Genomic DNA, 23,332 nt, shown 5'->3' with positions numbered 1-23,332 from the left:
CCGGAAACGCCCCGCGCTACCCCTCCGGTGCCGTCACGAAGTCGATCAGGTGTTCCACGGAGCCCAGCAGGGACGGCTCCAGATCCCGGTAGGAGCGCACCGAGGACAGAATGCGCTGCCAGGCCGCGCCGGTGTTCTCCTCCCAGCCCAGCGCCCGGCACACCCCGGTCTTCCAGTCCTGGCCGCGCGGCACCGCCGGCCAGCCGCCGATGCCCACGGACGACGGCTTCACCGCCTCCCACACGTCGATGTAGGGATGGCCGACCACCAGCACGTTCGCGTCGGAGACCTGTTCCGCGATCCGGGACTCCTTGGAACCGGGGACCAGGTGGTCCACCAGGACGCCCAGCCTGGCGTCCGGGCCCGGGGAGAAGGCGCGCACGACGGCCGGGAGGTCGTCGACGCCCTCCAGGTACTCCACGACCACGCCCTCGATCCGCAGGTCGTCGCCCCAGACCCGCTCGACCAGCTCCGCGTCGTGCCGGCCCTCCACATAGATCCGGCCCGCCCGCGCCACCCGGGCACGCGCCCCGGGGACCGCGACCGATCCGGACGCCGTGCGCGCGGCACGTGCCGGGGCCGCCGCCGTCGGGCGCACCAGGGTGACCACCCTGCCCTCCAGCAGGAAGCCGCGCGGCGTCATCGGGAACACCCGGTGCTTGCCGAAGCGGTCCTCCAGGGTCACCGTCGGGCCCTCGGCCGTCTTCTCACAACGGATCACCGCACCGCAGAACCCGGTGGCGACCTCCTCCACGACCAGATCGGCTTCCGCGGGGACCTCGGGAACGGGGGCGGACCTCTTCCACGGCGGGGTCAGGTCCGGCTGGTAGCTGCGCATCGCACGACGATAGGACGGGAAGGGGGCACGACACGCCGGAGGGCCCGTCTCCCGTTCCCCCGGCCGGTGGTGGAACGCGGGGAACGTCGGGCGCGGCCGTCGTGGAACGGGGAAGGCCACGCGGCCGTCGTGGAACGCGGGGCGTCAGGCGCGGCCGTGCGGGGCGGCCAGCCAATCGCGCTGGGCCCGCACGAACGCCGCGTCCACCACCGCTCCGTGCCCCGGCACGTACAAGGCGTCCTCGCCGCCGAGCGCCAGCAGCCGGTCCAGCGCGTCCGGCCAGCGCGACAGGGCAGCGTCCCGGCCCGCCTGCGGTTCGCCGGACTCCTCGACCAGGTCGCCGCAGAAAACCACCGCCGGGGAGCCGGGCACGACGGCCACCAGGTCGTGGCCGCTGTGCGCGGGGCCCAGGCTCGCGAGCAGCACCCGGCGGCCGCCGCCCAGATCGAGCGTCAGCGCGTCGGCCACCTCGTGGTGCGGCGCCACCAGAGCCTCGACGGCCGCCGCCGCGTCCTGCTCGGACACCCCGTGACGTACCGCGGAGGAACGGATCGCGTCCGCACCGTGCCTCATCAGCGCGGCCATCCCGGCAGCTCCGTACACCTCGGCGCCGGGGAACGCGGCGGTGCCCAGTACGTGATCGAAATGCGGGTGGCTGAGTGCGACATGCGTCACGTCCCGGCCGAGCAGGGTCCGCGCCATGTCCCGGATCTCCGCACCCTCGCGGAGCGTCGATCCGGTGTCGCAGAGCAGCACTCCGTCGGCCCCGGCCACCAGCGCGACCGTCGCGTCCCACCCGGGAAGACGACGCCGGCCCACACCGTGACCGAGTCGCTCCCAGCCGAACTCTTCCCAAGACACGTCCATACCGGGACGCTACCGGCAGAGGCCCGCACGGTCTCACGAAGGTCCGGCCGGTTGCTCTTGCTAGGTCCCCACTCGACCGCCGTACACTGGCCGGGGGATTGCTGGCACTCGCGCCGACAGAGTGCCAGGGGGATTCCCGGGAAAGAAACGGGCGGGGCCCACGCACGGCCCGAGAACCACCGCTGAACGACTACTTGGAGGTGCGCGCGATGCTCAGCGAACGCAGACTCGAAGTGCTGCGCGCCATCGTCCAGGACTACGTCGGCACCGAGGAACCCGTCGGCTCCAAGGCGCTGACCGAGCGGCACAAGCTGGGGGTGTCCCCGGCCACCGTGCGCAACGACATGGCGGTGCTGGAGGACGAGGGCTTCATCGCCCAGCCCCACACCAGCGCGGGCCGCATCCCGACGGACAAGGGATACCGGCTCTTCGTCGACCGGCTCGCGGGCGTCAAGCCGCTCTCGTCGCCGGAACGTCGCGCCATTCACAATTTCCTCGACGGCGCGGTCGACCTCGACGACGTCGTGGGCCGCACCGTCCGGCTGCTCGCGCAGCTGACCCGGCAGGTCGCCATCGTGCAGTACCCCTCGCTGACCCGGTCGACGGTGCGGCACGTGGAACTGCTGTCGCTGGCACCCGCCCGGCTGATGCTCGTGCTGATCACGGACACCGGCCGGGTCGAGCAGCGCATGGTCGACTGCCCCGCGCCGTTCGGCGAGACCTCCCTCGCAGATCTGCGGGCCCGGCTCAACAGCCGGGTCGTCGGACGCCGTTTCACGGACGTCCCGCAGCTCGTGCAGGACCTGCCGGAATCCTTCGAGAGCGAGGACCGGGGAACCGTGTCCACCGTGCTCTCCACCCTGCTCGAAACCCTCGTCGAGGAGACGGAGGAGCGGCTGATGATCGGCGGCACCTCCAACCTCACCCGCTTCGGGCACGACTTCCCGGTGATGATCCGGCCGGTGCTGGAGGCACTGGAGGAACAGGTCGTGCTGCTGAAGCTGCTCGGCGAGGCCAAGGACTCGGGCATGACCGTACGCATCGGGCACGAGAACGCCCACGAAGGACTGAACTCCACGTCCGTCGTCGCGGTCGGCTACGGTTCGGGCGACGAAGCAGTCGCCAAACTCGGCGTGGTCGGACCGACCCGCATGGACTACCCCGGAACGATGGGAGCGGTACGCGCAGTGGCACGTTACGTCGGACAGATCCTGGCGGAGTCGTAAGTGGCCACGGACTACTACGCCGTACTCGGCGTACGCCGCGACGCGTCCCAGGACGAGATCAAGAAGGCATTCCGGAGGCTCGCCCGCGAGCTGCACCCGGATGTGAATCCCGATCCGAAGACCCAGGAGCGGTTCAAGGAGATCAACGCCGCCTACGAGGTGTTGTCGGACCCGCAGAAGAAGCAGGTCTACGACCTCGGCGGCGACCCGCTGTCCGCCTCCGGCGGCGGCGCCGGCGCGGGCGGCTTCGGACAGGGCGGCTTCGGCAACTTCTCCGACATCATGGACGCGTTCTTCGGCACGTCGTCGCAGCGCGGGCCCCGCTCGCGCACCCGGCGCGGCCAGGACGCCATGATCCGGCTGGAGATCGACCTCGCCGAGGCCGCGTTCGGCACCACCAAGGAAATCCAGGTCGACACGGCCGTCGTCTGCACCACGTGCAGCGGCGAGGGCGCCGCCCCCGGCACCTCCGCCCAGACCTGTGACATGTGCCGCGGTCGCGGCGAGGTCTCGCAGGTCACCCGGTCCTTCCTCGGACAGGTCATGACCTCGCGGCCCTGCCCGCAGTGTCAGGGCTTCGGCACGATCGTGCCGACCCCGTGCCCGGAGTGCGCCGGGGACGGCCGCATCAGGTCGCGGCGGACACTCACCGTGAAGATCCCCGCCGGTGTCGACAACGGCACCCGCATCCAGCTCGCGGGCGAGGGAGAGGTCGGCCCCGGCGGCGGCCCGGCCGGCGACCTGTACGTGGAGATCCACGAGCTGGCGCACCCGGTGTTCCAGCGCCGCGGCGACGACCTGCACTGCACCGTCACCATCCCGATGACGGCGGGCGCCCTCGGCACCAAGGTGCCGCTGGAGACGCTCGACGGTCTGGAGGAGGTCGACATCCGGCCCGGCACCCAGTCCGGCCAGTCGGTCCCGCTGCACGGCCGCGGCATCACGCATCTGCGGGGCGGCGGTCGCGGCGACCTGGTGGTGCACGTCGAGGTGATGACCCCGACGAAGCTCGACCCGGAACAGGAACGACTCCTGCGGGACCTGGCGAAGGCGCGCGGTGAGGAACGGCCCACCGGCCAGTTCCAGCCCGGCCAGCAGGGGCTGTTCTCCCGGCTGAAGGACGCCTTCAACGGGCGCTGACGCCGTGCGGACATCCTCCGCGATCGTGGGACGGGCCCGCTCGACGGGCCCGTCCGTCGTCCGGGGCGCAGCGGGCCGCAGGCCGCGCACGACGCACCGCGCCGAACGTGACACGATGCGGTCATGTCCTCCGTGTTGACCGATCTCTGCCGGTATCCGATCGTGCAGGCCCCGATGGCGGGCGGCGCGTCCGGCCCGCAGCTCGCCGCCGCCGTCTCCGAGGCGGGCGGACTGGGGTTCCTCGCCGCCGGGTACAAGACGGCGGACGGCATGTACCACGAGATCAAGCAGTTGCGCGCGCTGACCGGCCGGCCCTTCGGCGTCAACCTCTTCATGCCGCAGCCCGCCCTCGCCGACCCCAGCGCCGTCGAGGTGTACCGGCACCAGCTCGCCGGTGAGGGCGCCTGGTACGAGACCCCGCTCGGCGACCCGGACGACGGAGGCGTCGACGACGGCTACGAGGCCAAGCTCGCCGTCCTGCTGGACGACCCCGTCCCGGCCGTCTCCTTCACCTTCGGCTGCCCGGCCCGCGACACCCTCGACGCGCTCGCCGCTGTCGGCACGTACACCGTCGTGACGGTGACCACGCCCGAGGAGGCGCAGGCGGCGCAGTGGGCGGGCGCCGACGCGGTCTGCGTGCAGGGGGTGGAGGCGGGGGGCCACCAGTCCACCCACCGCGACGACCCACTGACCGACGGCACCGGCATCGGGCTGCTCTCCCTGGTCGCGCAGGTCCGCGAGACCGTGGAGCTGCCGATCGTCGCCACCGGCGGACTCATGCGCGGCGCCCAGATCGCCGCGGTGCTCGCCGCGGGCGCGGCGGCGGCACAACTGGGCACGGCGTTCCTGGTCTGCCCCGAGTCCGGCGCGAACCCGCTGCACAAGCAGGCACTGACCAACCCGCTCTTCGCGGGGACCACCCTGACCCGGGCGTTCTCCGGGCGCCCCGCCCGCGGCCTGGTCAACCGCTTCATCCGCGAGCACGGCCCGTACGCCCCCGCCGCCTATCCGCAGGTCCACTACCTGACCGCCGGTCTGCGCAAGGCCGCGGCCAAGGCCGGGGACGCCCAGGGCATGGCCCTGTGGGCCGGGCAGGGACACCGGATGGCACGCGAGCTGCCCGCCGGCCGGCTGGTCGGGCTGCTCGTCGAGGAACTGGACGCCGCGCGGGCGGCCATGAGCACGGGGAGCGCCCAGTGACCGCACCGGTCTTCGTCGTCGAACGGGTCCCCGAGGGGCCCGAGTTCGTGCTGGAGGGGCCCGAGGGACGGCACGCCGTCGCGGTGAAGCGGCTGCGCCCCGGCGAGGACGTGGTGCTGACGGACGGTCACGGCAGGTGGACGGAAGGGGTCGTCGCCGCGGCCGAGGGCAAGGACCGGCTGCACGTCACCGATCTGGTGGCCGTCCACGAGGAGGCGGCGCCCGCGCCCCGGATCACCGTCGTCCAGGCCCTGCCCAAGGGCGACCGCGGCGAGGTCGCCGTCGAGACGATGACCGAGACCGGAGTCGACGCGATCGTGCCCTGGCAGGCGTCGCGCTGCGTCACCCAGTGGCGGGGCGACCGCGGCCTCAAGTCCCTCGCGAAGTGGCGGGCCACCGCCCGGGAGGCGGGCAAGCAGTCGCGCCGGGTGCGCTTCCCCGAGGTCGCGGACGCGCTGACGACCAAACAGGTCGCCGCGCTCCTGACCACGGCCGACTTCGCCGCCGTCCTGCACGAGGACCGGGAGCACGACAGCGAGCCGCTGGCCACCGTCCAACTCCCCGCCCAGGGCGAGATCGTGCTGGTCGTGGGCCCCGAGGGCGGGGTGTCGCCGGACGAGCTGGCGGCCTTCGCCGGGGCGGGCGCCCGGATCTGCAGGCTCGGCACGAGCGTGCTGCGCACCTCGACGGCCGGGACGGCGGCGACGGCCCTGCTGATGGGGCGCACCGGCCGCTGGGCGTGAGCGCCCTCCCGCGCACCGGTGTCACCCCCCGTGTGGCCGCACGCCGTCCGCGGCGCCTACCGTTCGGTGGGCGAACGGTGGGAAGCTGCCCGTATGGGGACATCAAGGGCATGGAGCCCGCGTGGAATGCGTCGTTTTCTGGCCGCGTCCGGGCTCGCGGTCGCGGCGGTCGCGGGCGCCGTCGCCTGTGACCCGGCAGGCGGACTGAACTCCGCCTCCATCGCCGTGACCACCGACCGGACCGGCACCAGCGCCCTCCAGCGCAACGGCGTCGACGTGCGCTGGCTGAACTGCTCGGCCGGTGTCGACGGGGCCGTCGCGGTGAACGCCTCGCCCGCCGCCTCCGTACCCCGGACCGGACACGTCGACTGCACCGGGCGGACCGGGAACGGCATGGACGTCACGATCAGCGGCACGGTGACCCAGGCGCTCGACGGGCGGTGCGTGCGGGGCGACCTGACCGCGAAGGCGGGCGGCAGGGCCGTGTTCCGGACGGACGTGCTCGGCGACTGCGACGCCGGGCCGACGTTCGGCGCGGTGTACCCGCTCCGGGACGACGACCGGGAGGGCGCCCGGCCCGCGGTCACCGTGACGGTCACGGTGCCCGGTGTGTCCTGGGGCAAGTGACCGCGGACGCGGTGTCCGGGCACCCGACGGACTCCGGCCAACCCGGTACCGCGGAGCACGGCAGCGGCCTAGGGTGATCGGTGTGACGCAGTCTGCCTACCTCCGATACCCCCATGTCCAGGGCGATCTGATCGCCTTCACCGCCGAGGACGACGTCTGGCTGGCACCGCTGGACGGCGGCCGGGCCTGGCGTGTCAGCGCCGACAACCGCCCCGTCAGCCATCCGCGGATATCCCCCGACGGAACCCGGGTCGCCTGGACGTCCACCCGGGACGGGGCATCCGAGGTGCACATCGCACCGGTCGACGGCGGCCCCTCCGAGCGGCTCACGTACTGGGGCGACGCACAGACCTCCGTACGCGGCTGGACGCCCGAGGGCGACGTCCTGGCCATCAGCACCCAGGGGCAGTTGTCCCTGCGGCGCAGTTGGGCCAGGGCCCTCCCGGTCGACGGCGGTCCCGCCCGCACCCTGCCGTACGGCCCGGTCGGCTCCCTCGCGTACGGGCCCGGCGGACGGGTCCTGCTGCTCTCCGCCACCATGGGGCGCGAGGCCGCCTCCTGGAAGCGCTACCGCGGCGGCACCGCGGGCAAGTTGTGGATCGAGCGGGAGGAGACGCCCGACGGGCAGCCGGAGTTCGTGCGGCTCCACGCGGACCTCGACGGGAACATCGAGACACCCATGTGGGTCGGGGACCGGATCGCCTTCCTCTCCGACCACGAGGGCGTCGGCGCGGTCTACTCCTCGCTCCCCGACGGTTCCGGTCTGCGCCGGCACACCGGTGTCGAGGGCTTCTACGCCCGCCACGCGACCACCGACGGCAGCCGTGTCACCTACGCGTCGGCCGGTGAACTCTGGCTGCTGGACGACCTCGAAGGGGCCGAGCCCCGTCGGCTCGACCTCCGCCTCGGCGGTCAGCGCGCCGACCTCCAGCCCCACCCCGTGCACGCCGCCGGCCATCTCGAAACCGCGTCCCCGGACCGCAGCGGACGCGGCAGCGCCGTCGCCTCGCGCGGCGCCGTCCACTGGGTCACCCACCGCGACGGCCCGGCCCGCGCGCTCGCCGCCGAACCCGGCGTGCGCGCCAGAATGCCCCGCTCCTTCCAGGCCGACGGCGACCAGCACGTCGTCTGGGTCACCGACGCCGAGGGCGACGACGCCCTGGAATGCGCCCCCGCCACCGGCACCGCGCCGGGCGCCGTGCCCCGCCGCCTCGCCGCGGGACGCCTGGGCAGGGTCCTCGGCCTCGCCGCGGCCCCGGACGGCAGCCGGTTCGCCGTCGCCGCCCACGACGGGCGGGTCCTGATCGTCGAGCGGGAGAGCGGCGAGGTCCACGAGGTGGACCGCAGCGAGCACGGCGACGCCTCCGGCCTGGTCTTCTCACCCGACTCCGCCTGGCTCGCCTGGTCGCACCCCGGGCCCGAACCCCTCCGGCAGCTGAAGCTCGCCCACCTCGCCGATCTGTCGGTGGCCGAGGCGACGCCGCTGCGCTTCCGGGACTTCGCCCCCGCGTTCACCACCGACGGAAAGCACCTCGCGTTCCTCTCCGAGCGGTCCTTCGACCCGGTCTACGACGCCCATGTCTTCGACCTCGCCTTCATCGGCGCCTGCCGCCCGCACCTGCTGACGCTCGCCGCCGCCACACCCTCCCCGTTCGGGCCGCAGCGGCACGGCCGCCCGACCGAGAAGGAGAAGAGCGGCGAGGACGAGGACAACCCGACCGCGCTGCCCGTCACCCGCATCGACCTCGACGGCCTCGCCGACCGGATCGTGCCGATGCCCGTGGAGGCCGGCCGGTACTCCTCGCTGCGGGCCGCGAAGGACGGACTGCTGTGGCTGTGCCACCCGGTGACCGGGGTGCTCGGCACGAGCGGCGCCACCCCCGACTCCCGCGGGCCCGAGACCACTCTGGAACGCTACGACCTGGAGAAGCTGCGCTGCGAGGAACTCGCCTCCGACGTCAGCGGTTTCGCGGTCAGCGGTGACGGCAGGCGTCTCGTCCTGCGCACCGGGGGCAAGCTGCGCGTCGTGCCGTCCGACAGCCGGGTGTCCGGGGACGACGACCACGACGGCGACGGCGTCACCGTCGACCTGTCCCGGATCCGCCGCACCCTCGACCCGGCCGCCGAATGGCGCCAGATGTACGACGAGGCCGGGCGCATCATGCGGGACAACTTCTGGCGTGCCGACATGGGCGGTGTCGACTGGGACGGGGTCCTGGACCGCTACCGTCCGGTGCTGGAGCGGGTCGCCACCCACGACGACCTGATGGACCTGCTGTGGGAGGTGCAGGGCGAGCTCGGCACCTCGCACGCCTATGTGAGACCGCCCGCCTGGTGGCGCGACGAGGCGACCCGGCAGGGACTCCTCGGCGCGGACATCTCCCGCACGGACGAGGGCGGTTGGCGCATCGACCGGATCCTGCCGTCCGAGACCTCCGACCCGCGGGCCCACTCGCCGCTCGCCGCGCCGGGCGTCGCGGTGCGTGCCGGGGACACGATCCTGGCCGTGGACGGGTGCGCGGTCGACCCGCTGGCCGGGCCCGGGCCGCTGCTGGCCGGTTCGGCCGGCAAGCCGGTCGAGCTGACCGTCTCGCCGGTGGACGGCGGCGACCCGCGTCACGTCGTCGTCGTGCCGGTCGCCGACGAGGAGCCGCTGCGCTACCACGCGTGGGTGGCCGACCGCCGGGCGTACGTCCACGAGCACTCCGGCGGGCGCCTCGGCTACCTCCACGTCCCCGACATGGTCGGCTCGGGCTGGGCACAGCTCCACCGCGACCTGCGCGTCGAGGTGGCCCGAGAGGGACTGGTCGTGGACGTCCGGGAGAACCGCGGCGGCCACACCTCGCAGCTGATCGTGGAGAAGCTGGCCCGGCGCGTCATCGGCTGGGACCTGCCGCGCGGCAGGCGGGCCGTCAGCTACCCGGAGGACGCGCCGCGCGGCCCGGTGGTCGCCGTCGCCAACGAGTTCTCCGGCTCGGACGGCGACATCGTGAACGCCGCGATCAAGGCGCTGCGCATCGGGCCGGTCGTGGGCACGCGGACCTGGGGCGGTGTGGTCGGCATCGACAGCCGCTACACGCTCGTCGACGGGACGTCGGTCACCCAGCCCAAGTACGCCTTCTGGCTGGAGGACCAGGGCTGGGGCGTGGAGAACCACGGCGTCGATCCCGACGTCGAGGTCGTGATGGCGCCGCAGGACCACGCGGCGGGGCGCGACCCGCAGTTGGACGAGGCGATCCGGATCGCGCTGGCGTCGCTCGCCGAGACACCGGCGAAGCGCGCGCCGGAGCGCTTGGGGGAGTAGGCCGCGGCCCGGCCCTCCCGGCCGGGCCGTCCGGGGCCGGCGCGGTGCGCGGACGCGCCGCACCGGCCCCCGGCGGGCCCCGCTACCATGCCGTACACCCACTCACCACCGACCGAGGAGTCGACCCCATGGCGGGAGAACCGCAGCCCGACTGCCTGTTCTGCAAGATCGTCTCGGGTGAGATCCCGGCCACCATCGTCCGGGAGACCGAGACCACCGTCGCCTTCCGGGACATAAACCCCCAGGCGCCCACGCACGTCCTGGTCATCCCGCGCCTCCACCACCCGGACGCCGCCTCGCTCGCCGCCGCCGAGCCCGCCGTCGCCGCCGACGTGCTGCGCGAGGCCGGGAACGTCGCCGCCGACGAGAAGATCACCGACACCGGCTACCGGATCGTCCTCAACACCGGTGCGGGTGCGGGCCAGACCGTGTTCCACGCGCACGCCCACGTCCTGGGCGGCCGCGGCATGCAGTGGCCTCCCGGCTAGGGACGGGCGGCCGCACACCGTGTCCGTACGCGAGTTCGTGGTCCTCGGCACAGCCAGCCAGGTCCCGACCAGACACCGCAACCACAACGGCTATCTGCTGCGCTGGGACGGCGAGGGCATCCTCTTCGACCCCGGCGAGGGCACCCAGCGCCAGATGCTGCGGGCCGGGGTCGCCGCGTACGACATCGACCGGATCTGCGTGACGCATTTCCACGGCGACCACTCGCTCGGCCTGGCCGGGGTGATCCAGCGGATCAACCTCGACCGGGTCCCGCACCCGGTCACCGCGCACTACCCGGCGAGCGGCCGGCGCTTCTTCGAACGGCTGCGGTACGCGACCGCCTACCGCGAGACCGTCGAGCTCACCGAGGCCCCGGTCGCCGCCGACGGGGTCCTCGCCACCACCGGGGCGTACACGCTCAGCGGTCACCGGCTCTCGCACCCCGTCGAGTCGTACGGCTACCGCCTCGTGGAACCCGACCGCCGCCGCATGCTGCCCGCCAGGCTCGCCGAGTACGGCATCAGGGGGCCGGACGTCGGCAGGATCCAGCGGGAGGGCGCCCTCGGTCCGGTCACGCTCGACGACGTCTCCGAGCACCGGCGCGGCCAGCGGTTCGCGTTCATCATGGACACCCGGCTCTGCGACGGTGTCCACGCGCTCGCCGAGGGATGCGATCTGCTGGTCATCGAGTCGACCTTCCTCGACGAGGACGAACGGCTCGCCACCGAGCACGGGCACCTGACCGCGGGACAGGCGGCCCGGGCGGCCCGGGACGCGGGCGTGCGGCACCTCGTGCTCACCCACTTCTCCCAGCGGTACGACGACCCGTCCCTGTTCGAGGCCCAGGCCCGTGCCGCGGGGTTCGAGGGCGAGCTGACCGTCGCCCGCGACCTCGACCGGATCCCGGTGCCCAGCCGGCACCACCTCCTCTGACCCGCCCGCCGCGAGCCCCGCACCCGCGGAGCCTCCCGTACCGGGGAACCACATCAGCACCGGCGCATCCACCCCGCACCGGTGAACACACCAGCACCACCCCTTGTGAGCGTGAACCCGTGCACCACCTCCCCAAAGCCGAACTCCACCTCCACATCGAGGGAACCCTCGAACCCGAGCTGGCCTTCGCGCTCGCCGCGCGCAACGGCGTGCCCCTGCCCTACGCGGACACCGAGGAACTCCGCACCGCCTACCTCTTCGACGACCTGCAGAGCTTCCTCGACCTCTACTACGCCCTGATGGCGGTGGTCCGGACCGAGCGGGACTTCGAGGAACTCGCCGACGCCTATCTCGCCCGCGCCGCCGCCCAGGGCGTCCGGCACGCGGAGATCTTCTTCGACCCGCAGGCGCACACCGCCCGCGGCGTCCCGATCGGCACCGTCATCGAGGGGCTCGGCCGGGCACTGGACCGCAGCGAGGAGAAGCACGGCATCTCCACCCAGCTGATCATGTGCTTCCTGCGCGACCTGTCCGCCGAGTCGGCGCTGGAGACCCTGGAGGCCGCGAAGCCGTACCTGCACCGGATCAGCGCCGTCGGCCTCGACTCCGCGGAGGTCGGGCACCCGCCGGTCAAGTTCCGCGAGGTGTACGAGGCGGCCGGCGCGCTCGGCCTGCGCAAGGTCGCCCACGCCGGTGAGGAGGGCCCGCCGGAGTACATCCGTCAGGCGCTGGACGTCCTCGGGGTCGAGCGCGTCGACCACGGACTGCGCTGCATGGAGGACCCGGACCTGGTGAAGCGGCTGGTGGCCGACCGGGTGGCACTTACCCTCTGCCCGCTGTCCAACGTACGGCTGCGCGCCATCGACGTCCTGGAACAGCACCCGCTGCGGGACATGATGGCCGCCGGGCTGCTCTGCACGGTGAACTCCGACGATCCCGCCTACTTCGGCGGTTACGTCGGCGACACCTTCCACGCCGTCCACGAGGCGCTCGGCCTGGACCGCGAACAACTGCGCGCCCTGGCCCGCAATTCCTTCGAGGCCGCCTTCCTCGACCACGACGAGGAGCGCCGGGCCCGCTACCTCGCCGAGGTCGAGGCCCACACATTCGACTGAGAGCCTTTCCGGCGACCTCCGACCGGACGGCCTCCGGACTCCGGTCAGAGGTCGCCCGACAGGCTCTGCGCGCCCCCGCCCGGCGTTCCGGACGGACCTGCCGTTCGGAACGCGCTCCGGCTCGGACGCCTGCGGCGCAGCGCGGGCGGGCTGATCTCGGCGACGGCCTGTTCGGGCGCGCCCAGCTGGGGCACCGGACCGGGCACCGCACCACTGGTGACGGCGAGGAGCGCCGCCGGTGCGCCGCCCCGGCGGCGTACCGCCCCCGGCAGCAGGGGACGGCCGCCGGTGTGCAGGGCGACGGCCGTGAACGGGGCGGCGACCAGGAGCGTGACGGCGCCCAGCAGCAGCCCCATGACCGGGTATCCGGCCCGTTCGGACAGCACACTGCCGAGCACCGGCCCGCAGGCCACCCCGACGGACGACGCCGACCCCGCGAGCACCGCCCACCGGCCGCGCACGTCCAGTGAGGCGGCGAGGCCGATGAGGTACGAGAGGACCACCGGGTAGACGGTGTTCCACAGGATCTCGCCGGTGGCGAACGAACCGAGGCTCCCGGCCGACGAGCTGAGCACGATGCTCCCCGCGATGACGACCGTGCCCATGCCGATCGGCACCGCCCGCCCGAGCCGCGCGCCCAGCATTCCGGCGCCCATCACCCCGAGCAGCCCCGTTCCGAGCGCGGCGGCGAACACCGCGCCGACGGTGACCTCGGAGAGTCCGACCTGGACCGCGCCGATCCGGCTGCTTACCCCCCACAGCGCGTTCTGCGCCATGGACCAGACGAGCATGCAGCCCGCCAGCACCAGGCCGGAGCGGCGGTGCGGCAGCCGGCTCGTGACGGGGGCGGCCGTACCGCCCCGCGCGGCCCCGTCGAGGCGCGCGGTGGCGGGCCAGACGAGCAGCGCGACGACGGCGATCGAGGCGAACGGCAGCCGGTGACCGCCGCCGAGGTGGGGGATCGTCAGGTACAGGGCGCCCGCCGTCGCGGAGACGCTCAGCAGGCCGAGCGACGAGGTCCGGTGCGGGTCCCGCCGGGCGGCGATGCCCGCGGCGGCCACCGCGGTCGCCGTTCCGGAGCCGAGACCGCCGACCACCACACCGGCGACGACCAGCGGCACGGAGCCGGCCAGCGCCGCGCAGCCGTATCCCGCCATGGCGAGCAGCAGCCCGATCCGCGCGGGTCCGCGCTGTCCGTACCTCTCGACCCGGCCCGCCAGGGTGAACCCGGCGGTCGCCGAACTCAGCAGCAGGGCGCTGCCCACCAGACCGGCCTGGGCCGGTCCCAGTCCCAGATGGGCGGAGAGCCGCCCGACGACGGTGGGGAGCAGATAGGCGGCGAGGTAACCGGCGGTGAACACGGCGACCAGCGGCCACGCGGCGCGAGGGCGCGAGGACATGGGCGTTCCTGAGGACATGCCGAAGGAGGCAGGGAAGGCAGAGGGGAGGGTGTTGCGGGAGGAACAAGGAGATACGGGGCACGCGTCGGCAAGATGCGCCAACCGGGCTCGCGGCCCAATTTGTATCAACCGTCCCCGACTCACCGAAAGTCGCATCAGTGTGATCTGGGTCACCTATACGTTTGACTTGTGTGCGATCGGGTAGCCGATGACGTTTGCGCAGGTCAGTGCCTGTGCGTCGGAGGTCGGTGCGAGTCCGCGGAGCACGGCGGCGCGGGCCCTCCGGTTATGGGGGCGGATCGGGCAGACTGGCCGCAACCGCCACGACCGGGGAGCGCAAGGTGAGCACGGACAGGCCAGGCATCGACCCACTGGACGGGCTGCGCGCCCCGCAGGACCCGGACTGCGACGTCTTCCTCACCGGGACGGTCTTCCTCGACATCATCTTCACCGGCCTGGACAGCGCCCCGGTGCGCGGCACCGAGTCCTGGGCGCGCGGCATGGGCTCCAGCCCCGGCGGTGTCGCCAACATGGCCACCGCACTGGCCCGGCTGGGGCTGCACACCTCGCTCGCGGCGGCGTTCGGCGACGACCACTACGGGGAGTACTGCTGGGACGCCCTGGAGCAGGGCGAGGGCATCGACCTGTCCATGTCGCACACCGTCCCCGGCTGGCACTCGCCGGTGACCGTGTCGATGGCCTACGAGGGCGAGCGCACGATGGTCTCGCACGGCCACGAGGCCCCCGGCCCGACGCATGTCCACGGCGACGCGCTGCCCGCCGGGGAGCCCGTGTTCCCGCGCTGCCCGCCCCGCGCGCGGGCCGCCATCGCCTCGCTCGTCCCCGGCCGCGTCGAGCCCTGGGTGGCCACGGCGGCGCGGAACGGCGCGACGGTCTTCGCCGACGTCGGCTGGGACGACACCGGCCGCTGGGACCTGGACGCCCTCGCCGACCTGGAGCACTGCCGGGCGTTCCTGCCCAATGCCGAGGAGGCGATGCGCTACACCCGCACCGACTGCCCGCGGGCCGCCGCCCGCGCCCTTGCCGAGCGGGTGCCGCTCGCCGTGGTCACCCTCGGCTCGGAGGGCGCGTACGCGGTGGACGCGACGACCGGGGCGAGCGCCGAGGTCCCCGCGATCGAGGTCGAGGCGCTGGATCCGACCGGGGCCGGTGACGTCTTCGTCGCCGGATTCGTCACCGGCACCCTGGCGGACTGGCCGCTGGCCGACCGGCTGGCCTTCGCCGGGCTGACCGCGGCGCTCTCGGTGCAGGAGTTCGGGGGGTCGCTGTCCGCGCCGGGCTGGGACGAGATCGCCGCCTGGTGGCAGCGGGTGCGGACCCTCACCGGCCAGGACCCGGCGGCGCTCCAGCGGTACGCGTTCCTGGACGACCTGCTGCCCGCGGCGGCGCGGCCGTGGCCGCTGCGCCGGGCCGTGCCGACGATCGGCTTCCGTCACCCGGCGTGACCACCGGGCCGTGACCGGAGCGGTCCACCCGCACGGGTGTGCGCGACGGGTACGAAAAAGCTCTCGGTGTTGTCGGCGCGGAGTCGTAGGCTGGGTAACCCAGAGGCCGTCGAGCGGCGACAGCCTTGCAACGGGAGGTATGTGCAGGCCACAGGGCCGGCCCATGACGCAGACACCCATAGCTCAGACCCCCGCGCCCGGGCAGGCGCGAGCCCGGTTCACCGTTCCGGCCAAGCACCCGATGGTGACCGTACTCGGCTCCGGCGACGCCCTGTTGCGCGTGATCGAGAAGGCTTTCCCGGCGGCCGACATCCATGTTCGGGGCAACGAGGTCAGCGCCGTCGGGGATGCGGCGGAAGTCGCCCTGATCCAGCGCCTGTTCAACGAAATGATGCTGGTGCTCCGCACCGGTCAGCCGATGACGGAGGACGCAGTGGAACGCTCGATCGCCATGCTCAGGGCGAGCGAGAACGGCGAGGGGGACGGCGAGGAGACACCGGCCGAGGTGCTCACCCAGAACATCCTCTCCAGCCGCGGTCGCACCATCCGCCCCAAGACGCTCAACCAGAAGCGGTACGTCGACGCCATCGACAGGCACACCGTCGTGTTCGGCATCGGCCCCGCGGGTACCGGCAAGACCTACCTCGCCATGGCCAAGGCGGTCCAGGCCCTGCAGTCCAAGCAGGTCAACCGGATCATCCTGACCCGTCCCGCGGTCGAGGCGGGCGAACGCCTCGGCTTCCTGCCGGGCACGCTCTACGAGAAGATCGACCCGTACCTGCGCCCGCTGTACGACGCGCTGCACGACATGCTCGACCCCGACTCGATCCCGCGGCTGATGGCGGCGGGCACGATCGAGGTCGCGCCGCTCGCCTACATGCGCGGCAGGACGCTCAACGACGCCTTCATCATCCTGGACGAGGCCCAGAACACCAGCCCCGAGCAGATGAAGATGTTCCTCACCCGCCTCGGTTTCGACTCGAAGATCGTCATCACCGGTGACATCACCCAGGTCGACCTGCCGAACGGGACGAAGAGCGGTCTGCGCCAGGTCCAGGACATCCTGGAGGGCGTCGAGGACGTCCATTTCTCACGGCTCACCTCCCACGACGTGGTCCGGCACAAGCTCGTCGGCCGTATCGTCGACGCGTACGAGAAGTACGACAGCCGAGACAGCCAGCACGGGAAGTAGCCACAGCGCACCATGTCGATCGACGTCAACAACGAGTCCGGAACCGAGGTCGACGAGCGGGCGATCCTCGACATCGCCCGCTACGCGCTCGCGCGCATGCGGATCCACCCCCTCTCCGAGCTCTCGGTGATCGTGGTGGACACCGACGCCATGGAGCAGCTGCACATCCAGTGGATGGACCTGCCCGGGCCGACGGATGTCATGTCCTTCCCGATGGACGAGCTCCGTCCGCCGGCCAAGGACGACGAGGAGCCCCCGCAGGGGCTCCTCGGTGACATCGTGCTCTGCCCGGAGGTCGCCGAGAAGCAGGGCCAGGAGGCGGAGACCGGGCACTCCATGGACGAGGAGCTCCAACTCCTCACCGTCCACGGGGTGCTGCACCTCCTCGGGTACGACCACGAGGAACCGGACGAGAAGGCCGAGATGTTCGGCCTCCAGGCCGCGATCGTCGACGGCTGGCGTGCCGAGCAGGGGCTCACCGGCCCGTCGCCCGCCCCCACGGTCTCGTGAGCGTTCCTCTCGTCCTGGGCGCCGTCCTGCTGGTCGTCGTCGGCTGGCTGGCCGCCTGCGCGGAGGCGGGCATCGCCCGCGTGTCGAGTTTCCGGGCCGCCGAGGCGGTCCGCTCCGGGCGGCGCGGCAGCCGGAAACTGGAACAGGTAGCGGCGGACCCGACCCGCTATCTGAATGTCGCCCTGCTGGTGCGGGTCGCCTGCGAGATGTCGGCAGGCGTCCTCGTGACGTACGCCTGCCTCCAGGAGCTCCCGAGGACCTGGGAGGCGCTGGCCGTCGCCATGGCCGTGATGGTCCTCGTCTCCTACGTCGCCATCGGGGTGTCGCCGCGCACCATCGGCCGCCAGCACCCGCTGAACACGGCCACGGCCGCGGCGTACGTGCTGCTGCCGCTGGACAGGGTCATGGGCCCGATCCCGCAACTGCTGATCCTCATCGGCAACGCGCTGACGCCGGGCAAGGGCTTCCGCAAGGGGCCGTTCGCCAGCGAGGCGGAACTGCGCGCGATGGTCGACCTCGCCGAGGCGGAGTCGCTGATCGAGGACGAGGAGCGCCGCATGGTGCACTCCGTCTTCGAGCTCGGCGACACGCTGGTGCGCGAGGTCATGGTGCCGCGTACCGACCTGGTCTGCATCGAGCGCTACAAGACGATCCGGCAGGCGCTGACCCTGGCGCTGCGCTCCGGCTTCTCCCGTATCCCCGTCACCGGGGAGAACGAGGACGACATCGTCGGCATCGTGTATCTCAAGGACCTGGTCCGCAAGACGCACATCAACCGGGAGTCGGAGGCCGAACTCGTCTCCACGGCGATGCGGCCCGCGGCGTTCGTGCCCGACACGAAGAACGCGGGCGACCTGCTGCGCGAGATGCAGCAGGACCGCAGCCACGTCGCCGTCGTCATCGACGAGTACGGCGGCACGGCGGGCATCGTCACCATCGAGGACATCCTTGAGGAGATCGTCGGCGAGATCACCGACGAGTACGACCGCGAACTGCCGCCCGTGCAGGAACTGGAGAACGGCTGCTACCGGGTGACCGCCCGCCTCGACATCGGCGACCTCGGGGAGCTGTTCGGCCTCGACGAGTACGACGACGAGGACGTGGAGACGGTCGGCGGGCTGCTGGCGAAGGCGCTGGGGCGGGTGCCGATCGCCGGTGCCTCGTCCGTCGTGGGCCTGCCCGACGGGCGTCGGCTCCGGCTGACCGCCGAGTCCACGGCGGGCCGCCGCAACAAGATCGTCACGGTGCTGGTGGAGCCGGTGGAGCGCGAGCGGGAGGAGGCGGAGTGACTCCGCAGCAGCTGAGGGCCTTCTGCCTGGAGTTCAACGCGGGCGTCGAGGAGTTCCCGTTCGGACCGCAGACGTCCGTCTTCAAGGTGCTCGGCAAGATGTTCGCGCTCAGCACGCTGGACGCCCGCCTGCTGACGGTGAACCTCAAGTGCGATCCCGACGACGCGGTGCGGCTCAGGGAGGAGTACGCCGCGGTGGTGCCGGGCTGGCACATGAACAAACGCCACTGGAACACCGTGACGGTGTCCGGGGTGCCCGACCGGGTGCTGCGCGAACTGATCGAGGACTCCTACGACCTGGTGGTGGCGGGGCTGCCGAAGGCCCAGCGGCTGAGACTCGACCGGGCGTAGCACCGGTCCGGCACCCCGTCCGCACGACGCCGGTCCCGGCGGGGCAGGGGCACTCGCGCCGGGGGCTCGTATGCTCGTCGCATGACTGAGAGCACCGACCTCGGCCCCGAGGACCGCAAGATCGTCACGCTGGCGCGCAGCGCCCGTGCCCGCAACGGCGTGCCGGAGGGCGCGGCAGTCCGGGACGAGACCGGACGCACCTATGTCGCGGGCACCGTACGGCTGGAGTCGCTGCGGCTCAGCGCGTTGCAGACCGCCGTGGCGATGGCCGTGGCCAGCGGCGCCACCTCGCTGGAGGCGGCGGCGGTGGTCTCCGATGCGCGGACCCCGTCCGACGAGGACCGGGCCGCGGTACGGGATCTCGGCGGCCCGGACACCCCGGTACTGCTGGCCGGGCCCGACGGCGCGCTGCGGGTCAGGGTGACGGCGGGCTGACGGGGGCCCGGACTCGGCCGCGGGCCCACCGGCCCGGTCCCCGGCGGACGCGGGCGCGATCTTGACAGCACCTGATGGGCCATCAGTCGACGCCCCCCGCTTGCATTGACTTCTTTTCGGCCGGAGCCGTCAATGGCCCCCTGCCGGCGCGGAAGAGCCGCCGCGCCGCATCCGCCAGGAGGGGGCCCATGCGTCCGACTGTTCGAGGAATCACCACGCGAAGATCCGGCGTCCGCGGATCCGGCGCCGGAGCGACCGACGCGGGAGCGGGCACGGGGGGAGCCGGTCCCCGTATCCGTACCGGGCGCGGCCGTCGCTGGGCCGCCGTACTGGCCACGGGTGCGTTCGTCGTCGCCGGCGCGGGCGGGTTCGCGAGCCCCGCGCAGGCCACGGTCACGGCCTCCGTCCCGGTGGACTTCCCCACCCACTGCATCCCGCCGGCCATCGCGGGCATCCCGCCGATCGACGGGACGACGACGGCCGAGATCACCGTCGACAACGCCGCCCCGGAGGTGGGCGAGACGGTCACGGTCACCTACACCGTCGTCACACCGGCCGCGGGCAACCCCGTCGACCTGGCGCTGCCCGCCGACATCATGACGCCGACCGGCGCGGTCACCGTCGGCGGCGCGCAGTCCGCGACCGTCACCGTCGCCGGCCCGAAGAAGAACGACCCGGTGCCCGGCAAGGGCGTCTTCCCGTCGTTCTCGATGACCGGCACCTTCACGGTCACCGCGCCCGGCCAGATCACGCTGTCGCCCGGCGACTACAACATCCACACCAGCTACATCATGGAGCTGGACACCCCGTGCACGGTGACGGACCCGCCCGCCCCCGTCTCGGAGACGATCATCGCGTCGGACGGCGGCGGACAGGTCAACGAGCGGGCCATCTCGCTCGGGGCCGCGTCCGGCCGGGCCGGTGAGGCGGTCGCCGTGACCGGGACGAAGTTCACCCCCGGTACGGCCGTCACCCTCGCGGGCCGGGCGGGCGAGGGCCAGACCGGCGACACGGCCACCGTCACGGCGGACGGCTCCGGCCGTTTCAGCGGCCGGCTCACCGTCGACGACCCGGCCACCACCGGCATCGTCGCCTACGAGGGCGGTGCCTGGGACGCGGCGAGGGGAGCGGGTCCACAGGCGTACACCGTCACCGGCGGCGGCGGGATTCCGGACGGCAGCCAGCGCCTCGACACGTCGGTGAAGGCGGGCACGCTGTCCATGCTCCAGGACGGGGACACCGTCGACCTGTCGGCGGTCGACTTCGGCCGGGGCGGGGTCTCCCGGGGCTCCCTGCGGACGGTGACCGTCGAGGACTACCGCGGCGGTCCGGCCGGCTGGTCCCTGACCGGCAGGGTCACCGATTTCACGGGCCCCGGCGGCGCGACGATCGACGCGTCCGCACTCGGCTGGACCCCGGTCTGCGCCACGAAGCCCGGCAGCCCGAGCACCTGCGCCGCCGGTTCCCCGGGACCGGTCGGCAGCGGAGGCGCCACCCTGGCGTCCGCGCCGGACGGGACGCTCACCGGTGGCGAGTTCACCGTCGACGCCCGGCTCGCGCTGAACGTACCGGCGTACGCGGCCCCCGGCGCGTACTCCGGCGTACTCACCCTCACCCTCACCTGACCGGACACGCTCCGCGGCGGGACGGCCCCACCGGCCCTCCCGCCGCGGTGTCCGATCGCTCCGGCGCCGCCACCCGGCCGTGCCGTCGAACCGGCGTCGCACGGCAGACGGCAGTTCGACGGCACGGCCCGGCCCGGTTCCGGCGCACACCCGCCCGGACCGGCCGCCCGCGCCCCGCCGTCCAGGCCCCCGCCGCCCCGCCCGATCCGGAGGTCCCGCACCGTGCGCAAGCTGTACGTACTCCTCCTGGCCGGCGCCCTCCTGCTGACCGGCGCCCCCGCGGCCCATGCCGCGGACAACGGCAGCTGGTCGGTCCAGCCGGCCGCCGCACAGACCGGTCAGCGCCCGTACTTCTACCTCTCCGCCGACCCCGGAGCCACGCTCCACGACAAGGTCACCGTCACCAACAAGACGGACCGGCCGCGGACCTTCCTGCTGTACGCGGCCGACGCCTACAACACCGCCCGCGACGGCGGGTTCGCCGTCCGTTCGCAGGACGAGGAGCAACGCTCGGTCGGCGTCTGGGCCAAGACCGGCAGCGACCGGGTCGCCGTGCCCGCGCACGGCTCGGTCACCGTCCCGGTCACCCTCACCGTCCCCCGGGACGCCGAGCCGGGCGACCACCCCGGGGCGATCGTCGCCCTCGACGAACACATGGAATCCACCGGCCCGGGAGCCGTCGGCGTCGGCATCCGCAAGGCGGTCGGCGCCCGGATCTACCTGCGGGTGAGCGGGCCGACCCTGCCCGCGCTCTCGGTGGACGACATCGAGGTCGAGCACACCCAGCCGCTCGTACCGGGCACCGGCGCCAGCCGCGCCGTCATCTCGTACACACTCCACAACCGGGGCAACGTCACCCTCAACCCCAAGGTCGCCCTCAAGGCCGAGGGCCTCTTCGGACGCACCCTGCTCGCCCGCGACCTGAAACGGATCCCGTCCGAGCTGCTGCCCCGCCAACAGGTCCGGCTGACCGAGCAGTGGCTCGGCGCGCCCGAGCTGGAGTGGGGCGAGATCGAGCTGACCGCGAGCGCCCGAGACACCCGCGAGTCCGCCTCCGTCGCGTACGTCGCGCTGCCCTGGCTGATGGCCGGACTCCTGGTGCTGGTGGTCGCGGGCGGGGGCGCGGGGCTGTGGCTGCGGGCCCGCCGGAAACGTGCCCGGACCGTCTGAACCGGTGCCCGACAGGCCCGCCGCGGCCCTTGGTGCGGCGGGCCCGCCGGGATCGGGGACAATGGGCGCCATGAGCGTTCGACCTGACACAGAAGCCGCCGCACAGCAGGGCGCGGGCAAAGCCCCCCACCGGGCCGGTTTCGCCTGCTTCGTGGGCCGCCCCAACGCGGGCAAGTCCACCCTCACGAACGCTCTGGTAGGCCGGAAGGTGGCGATCACCTCCAACCGCCCCCAGACCACCCGGCACACCGTGCGCGGCATCGTGCACCGCGAGGACGCCCAGCTCGTCCTCGTCGACACCCCCGGGCTCCACAAACCGCGCACCCTGCTGGGCGAGCGCCTCAACGACGTCGTGCGGACCACCTGGGCCGAGGTCGACGTCATCGGCTTCTGCCTGCCCGCCGACCAGAAGCTCGGCCCCGGCGACAAGTACATCGCCAAGGAACTCGCGGGCATCAGGAAGACCCCGAAGATCGCCATCGTCACCAAGACGGACCTCGTCGACTCCAAGCAGCTCGCCGAACAACTGCTCGCCGTCTCCCGCCTCGGCGAGGAACTCGGCTTCGAATGGGCGCAGATCGTCCCGGTGTCGGCGGTGAAGGGCAACCAGGTGGCACTGCTGGCCGACCTGATCGCCCCGCTGCTCCCCGAGAGCCCGCCGCTCTACCCGGAGGGCGACCTCACCGACGAGCCCGAGATGGTCATGGTCGCGGAGCTGATCCGGGAGGCCGCGCTCGAAGGCGTGCGCGACGAGCTGCCGCACTCGATCGCCGTCGTCGTCGAGGAGATGCTGCCGCGCGAGGACCGCCCGGCGGACAAACCGCTGCTCGACATCCACGCCAACGTCTACATCGAGCGCCCGAGCCAGAAGGGCATCATCATCGGCCCGAAGGGCAAGCGGCTGAAGGACGTCGGCACGAAGTCCCGCAAGCACATCGAGGCCCTTCTCGGCACGCCGGTCTTCCTCGACCTGCACGTGAAGGTCGCCAAGGACTGGCAGCGCGACCCCAAGCAACTGCGGAAGCTGGGCTTCTGACCGACCGGGCGGCCGGGCCGCGCTCCCGGCGTCACGGCCCGGCCGGGAGCGTTTCCCGGCCCGGGGCCACCCCGGTCTCACGCGCCCTCCTTCAGGACGCGTGAGACAAGTGCGCGCTGCGCGTCGGTCAGCCGGGGATCCGCGCAGTGCACCGTCCGGTCGCCGACCGTGATCCGGTACCGGAAACCGTCCGGCACGCCCGCGGGCGGGGTGCCCTGGGCCGCGGCGAGCGCCGATTCGGCAAGGGCCTCCCACTCCTCGGCGTCGGCCCGGCCGGAGGTGTCCACCTCGCCCCGGCGCGCGATACCGGCGAAGCCACCGGTCCTGCTGACCTGAATCCGCATGCGGTTGTCCTCCATCGCCCAGCGGGCCGGGGC

The 23,332-nt window shown here is 73.0% G+C and carries 22 protein-coding genes; 18 read left to right on the top strand and 4 right to left on the bottom strand.

The genetic code is table 11. The features are described 5' to 3' along the window. Positions 1-16 precede the first annotated feature (16 nt). Entirely contained in the window at positions 17-838 is an 822-nt protein-coding gene (locus ACF1CT_RS14025; protein ID WP_391784060.1) for a DUF3097 domain-containing protein, read from the bottom strand. Between the two features lie 144 nt (positions 839-982). Continuing rightward, positions 983-1,705 (bottom strand): MBL fold metallo-hydrolase, encoded by a 723-nt coding sequence (locus ACF1CT_RS14020; protein ID WP_391784059.1) that lies wholly within the window; start codon positions 1,703-1,705, stop codon positions 983-985. Positions 1,706-1,914: 209 nt separating this feature from the next. On the opposite strand from ACF1CT_RS14020, the gene hrcA reads away from it, so the two are divergent. The 9 genes from hrcA (at position 1,915) to ACF1CT_RS13975 (ending at position 12,482) form a co-directional block, all read left to right on the top strand. Next, the gene (hrcA, locus tag ACF1CT_RS14015) at positions 1,915-2,931 is read left to right on the top strand and encodes a heat-inducible transcriptional repressor HrcA (protein WP_391784058.1); all 1,017 of its coding nucleotides are present in this window, start codon (positions 1,915-1,917) and stop codon (positions 2,929-2,931) included. Further along, complete coding sequence (dnaJ, locus tag ACF1CT_RS14010) at positions 2,932-4,071, top strand: molecular chaperone DnaJ (protein WP_391784057.1); 1,140 nt, start codon at positions 2,932-2,934, stop codon at positions 4,069-4,071. It abuts the gene before it with no gap. Between the two features lie 123 nt (positions 4,072-4,194). Then, positions 4,195-5,271 (top strand): nitronate monooxygenase, encoded by a 1,077-nt coding sequence (locus ACF1CT_RS14005; RefSeq protein ID WP_391784056.1) that lies wholly within the window; start codon positions 4,195-4,197, stop codon positions 5,269-5,271. Further along, the gene (locus tag ACF1CT_RS14000; protein ID WP_391784055.1) at positions 5,268-6,014 is read left to right on the top strand and encodes a 16S rRNA (uracil(1498)-N(3))-methyltransferase; all 747 of its coding nucleotides are present in this window, start codon (positions 5,268-5,270) and stop codon (positions 6,012-6,014) included. The genes ACF1CT_RS14005 and ACF1CT_RS14000 overlap by 4 nt, the downstream gene beginning before the upstream one ends. A 126-nt stretch (positions 6,015-6,140) precedes the next feature. Beyond that, complete coding sequence (locus ACF1CT_RS13995; RefSeq protein ID WP_391784054.1) at positions 6,141-6,641, top strand: hypothetical protein; 501 nt, start codon at positions 6,141-6,143, stop codon at positions 6,639-6,641. Positions 6,642-6,723: 82 nt separating this feature from the next. Then, positions 6,724-9,945: a S41 family peptidase gene (locus tag ACF1CT_RS13990; protein ID WP_391784053.1), complete on the top strand. Its 3,222-nt coding sequence runs from the start codon at positions 6,724-6,726 to the stop codon at positions 9,943-9,945. Between the two features lie 128 nt (positions 9,946-10,073). Further along, positions 10,074-10,433 carry a histidine triad nucleotide-binding protein gene (locus ACF1CT_RS13985; RefSeq protein ID WP_391784052.1) on the top strand — a complete coding sequence of 120 codons (360 nt, stop codon included), beginning with the start codon at positions 10,074-10,076 and terminating at the stop codon, positions 10,431-10,433. A gap of 19 nt (positions 10,434-10,452) precedes the next feature. Beyond that, positions 10,453-11,367, top strand: a complete 915-nt coding sequence (locus tag ACF1CT_RS13980; protein ID WP_391784051.1) for a ribonuclease Z — start codon at positions 10,453-10,455, stop codon at positions 11,365-11,367. 119 nt (positions 11,368-11,486) lie between these two features. Next, entirely contained in the window at positions 11,487-12,482 is a 996-nt protein-coding gene (locus ACF1CT_RS13975; protein ID WP_391784050.1) for an adenosine deaminase, read from the top strand. 44 nt (positions 12,483-12,526) lie between these two features. On the opposite strand, the gene ACF1CT_RS13970 is transcribed toward ACF1CT_RS13975, so the two are convergent. Further along, the gene (locus tag ACF1CT_RS13970; RefSeq protein WP_391784049.1) at positions 12,527-13,882 is read right to left on the bottom strand and encodes an MFS transporter; all 1,356 of its coding nucleotides are present in this window, start codon (positions 13,880-13,882) and stop codon (positions 12,527-12,529) included. Between the two features lie 341 nt (positions 13,883-14,223). On the opposite strand from ACF1CT_RS13970, the gene ACF1CT_RS13965 reads away from it, so the two are divergent. The 9 genes from ACF1CT_RS13965 to era all read left to right on the top strand — a co-directional run bounded on the left by ACF1CT_RS13965 (position 14,224) and on the right by era (position 22,955). Next, positions 14,224-15,348, top strand: coding sequence for a carbohydrate kinase family protein (locus ACF1CT_RS13965; protein WP_391784048.1), 1,125 nt, complete (start codon positions 14,224-14,226; stop codon positions 15,346-15,348). 163 nt (positions 15,349-15,511) lie between these two features. Next, on the top strand, positions 15,512-16,540 hold the full coding sequence (locus ACF1CT_RS13960; protein ID WP_391784047.1) for a PhoH family protein: 1,029 nt from the start codon (positions 15,512-15,514) through the stop codon (positions 16,538-16,540). 12 nt (positions 16,541-16,552) lie between these two features. After that, positions 16,553-17,050, top strand: a complete 498-nt coding sequence (ybeY, locus tag ACF1CT_RS13955; RefSeq protein ID WP_391784046.1) for an rRNA maturation RNase YbeY — start codon at positions 16,553-16,555, stop codon at positions 17,048-17,050. Then, positions 17,047-18,339, top strand: coding sequence for a hemolysin family protein (locus tag ACF1CT_RS13950; protein WP_391784045.1), 1,293 nt, complete (start codon positions 17,047-17,049; stop codon positions 18,337-18,339). Before ybeY ends, ACF1CT_RS13950 begins: the two co-directional genes overlap by 4 nt. Continuing rightward, on the top strand, positions 18,336-18,689 hold the full coding sequence (locus ACF1CT_RS13945) for an MmcQ/YjbR family DNA-binding protein (RefSeq protein WP_391784044.1): 354 nt from the start codon (positions 18,336-18,338) through the stop codon (positions 18,687-18,689). Before ACF1CT_RS13950 ends, ACF1CT_RS13945 begins: the two co-directional genes overlap by 4 nt. Before the next feature lie 81 nt (positions 18,690-18,770). Beyond that, entirely contained in the window at positions 18,771-19,124 is a 354-nt protein-coding gene (locus ACF1CT_RS13940; protein ID WP_391784043.1) for a cytidine deaminase, read from the top strand. A gap of 188 nt (positions 19,125-19,312) precedes the next feature. Continuing rightward, positions 19,313-20,749 carry a beta-xylosidase gene (locus ACF1CT_RS13935; RefSeq protein ID WP_391784042.1) on the top strand — a complete coding sequence of 479 codons (1,437 nt, stop codon included), beginning with the start codon at positions 19,313-19,315 and terminating at the stop codon, positions 20,747-20,749. Between the two features lie 222 nt (positions 20,750-20,971). Beyond that, the gene (locus ACF1CT_RS13930) at positions 20,972-21,919 is read left to right on the top strand and encodes a WxL protein peptidoglycan domain-containing protein (RefSeq protein ID WP_391784041.1); all 948 of its coding nucleotides are present in this window, start codon (positions 20,972-20,974) and stop codon (positions 21,917-21,919) included. 61 nt (positions 21,920-21,980) lie between these two features. Further along, the gene (gene era / locus ACF1CT_RS13925; RefSeq protein ID WP_391784040.1) at positions 21,981-22,955 is read left to right on the top strand and encodes a GTPase Era; all 975 of its coding nucleotides are present in this window, start codon (positions 21,981-21,983) and stop codon (positions 22,953-22,955) included. 77 nt (positions 22,956-23,032) lie between these two features. On the opposite strand, the gene ACF1CT_RS13920 is transcribed toward era, so the two are convergent. Next, positions 23,033-23,299, bottom strand: a complete 267-nt coding sequence (locus ACF1CT_RS13920; RefSeq protein WP_391784039.1) for a protealysin inhibitor emfourin — start codon at positions 23,297-23,299, stop codon at positions 23,033-23,035. Between the last annotated feature and the right edge of the window lie 33 nt (positions 23,300-23,332).

Origin of the sequence: Streptomyces sp. NPDC014734, assembly GCF_043083325.1 — a bacterium.
Lineage (GTDB): Bacteria > Actinomycetota > Actinomycetes > Streptomycetales > Streptomycetaceae > Streptomyces.
This window is presented reverse-complemented; position numbering and strand designations above follow the sequence as displayed.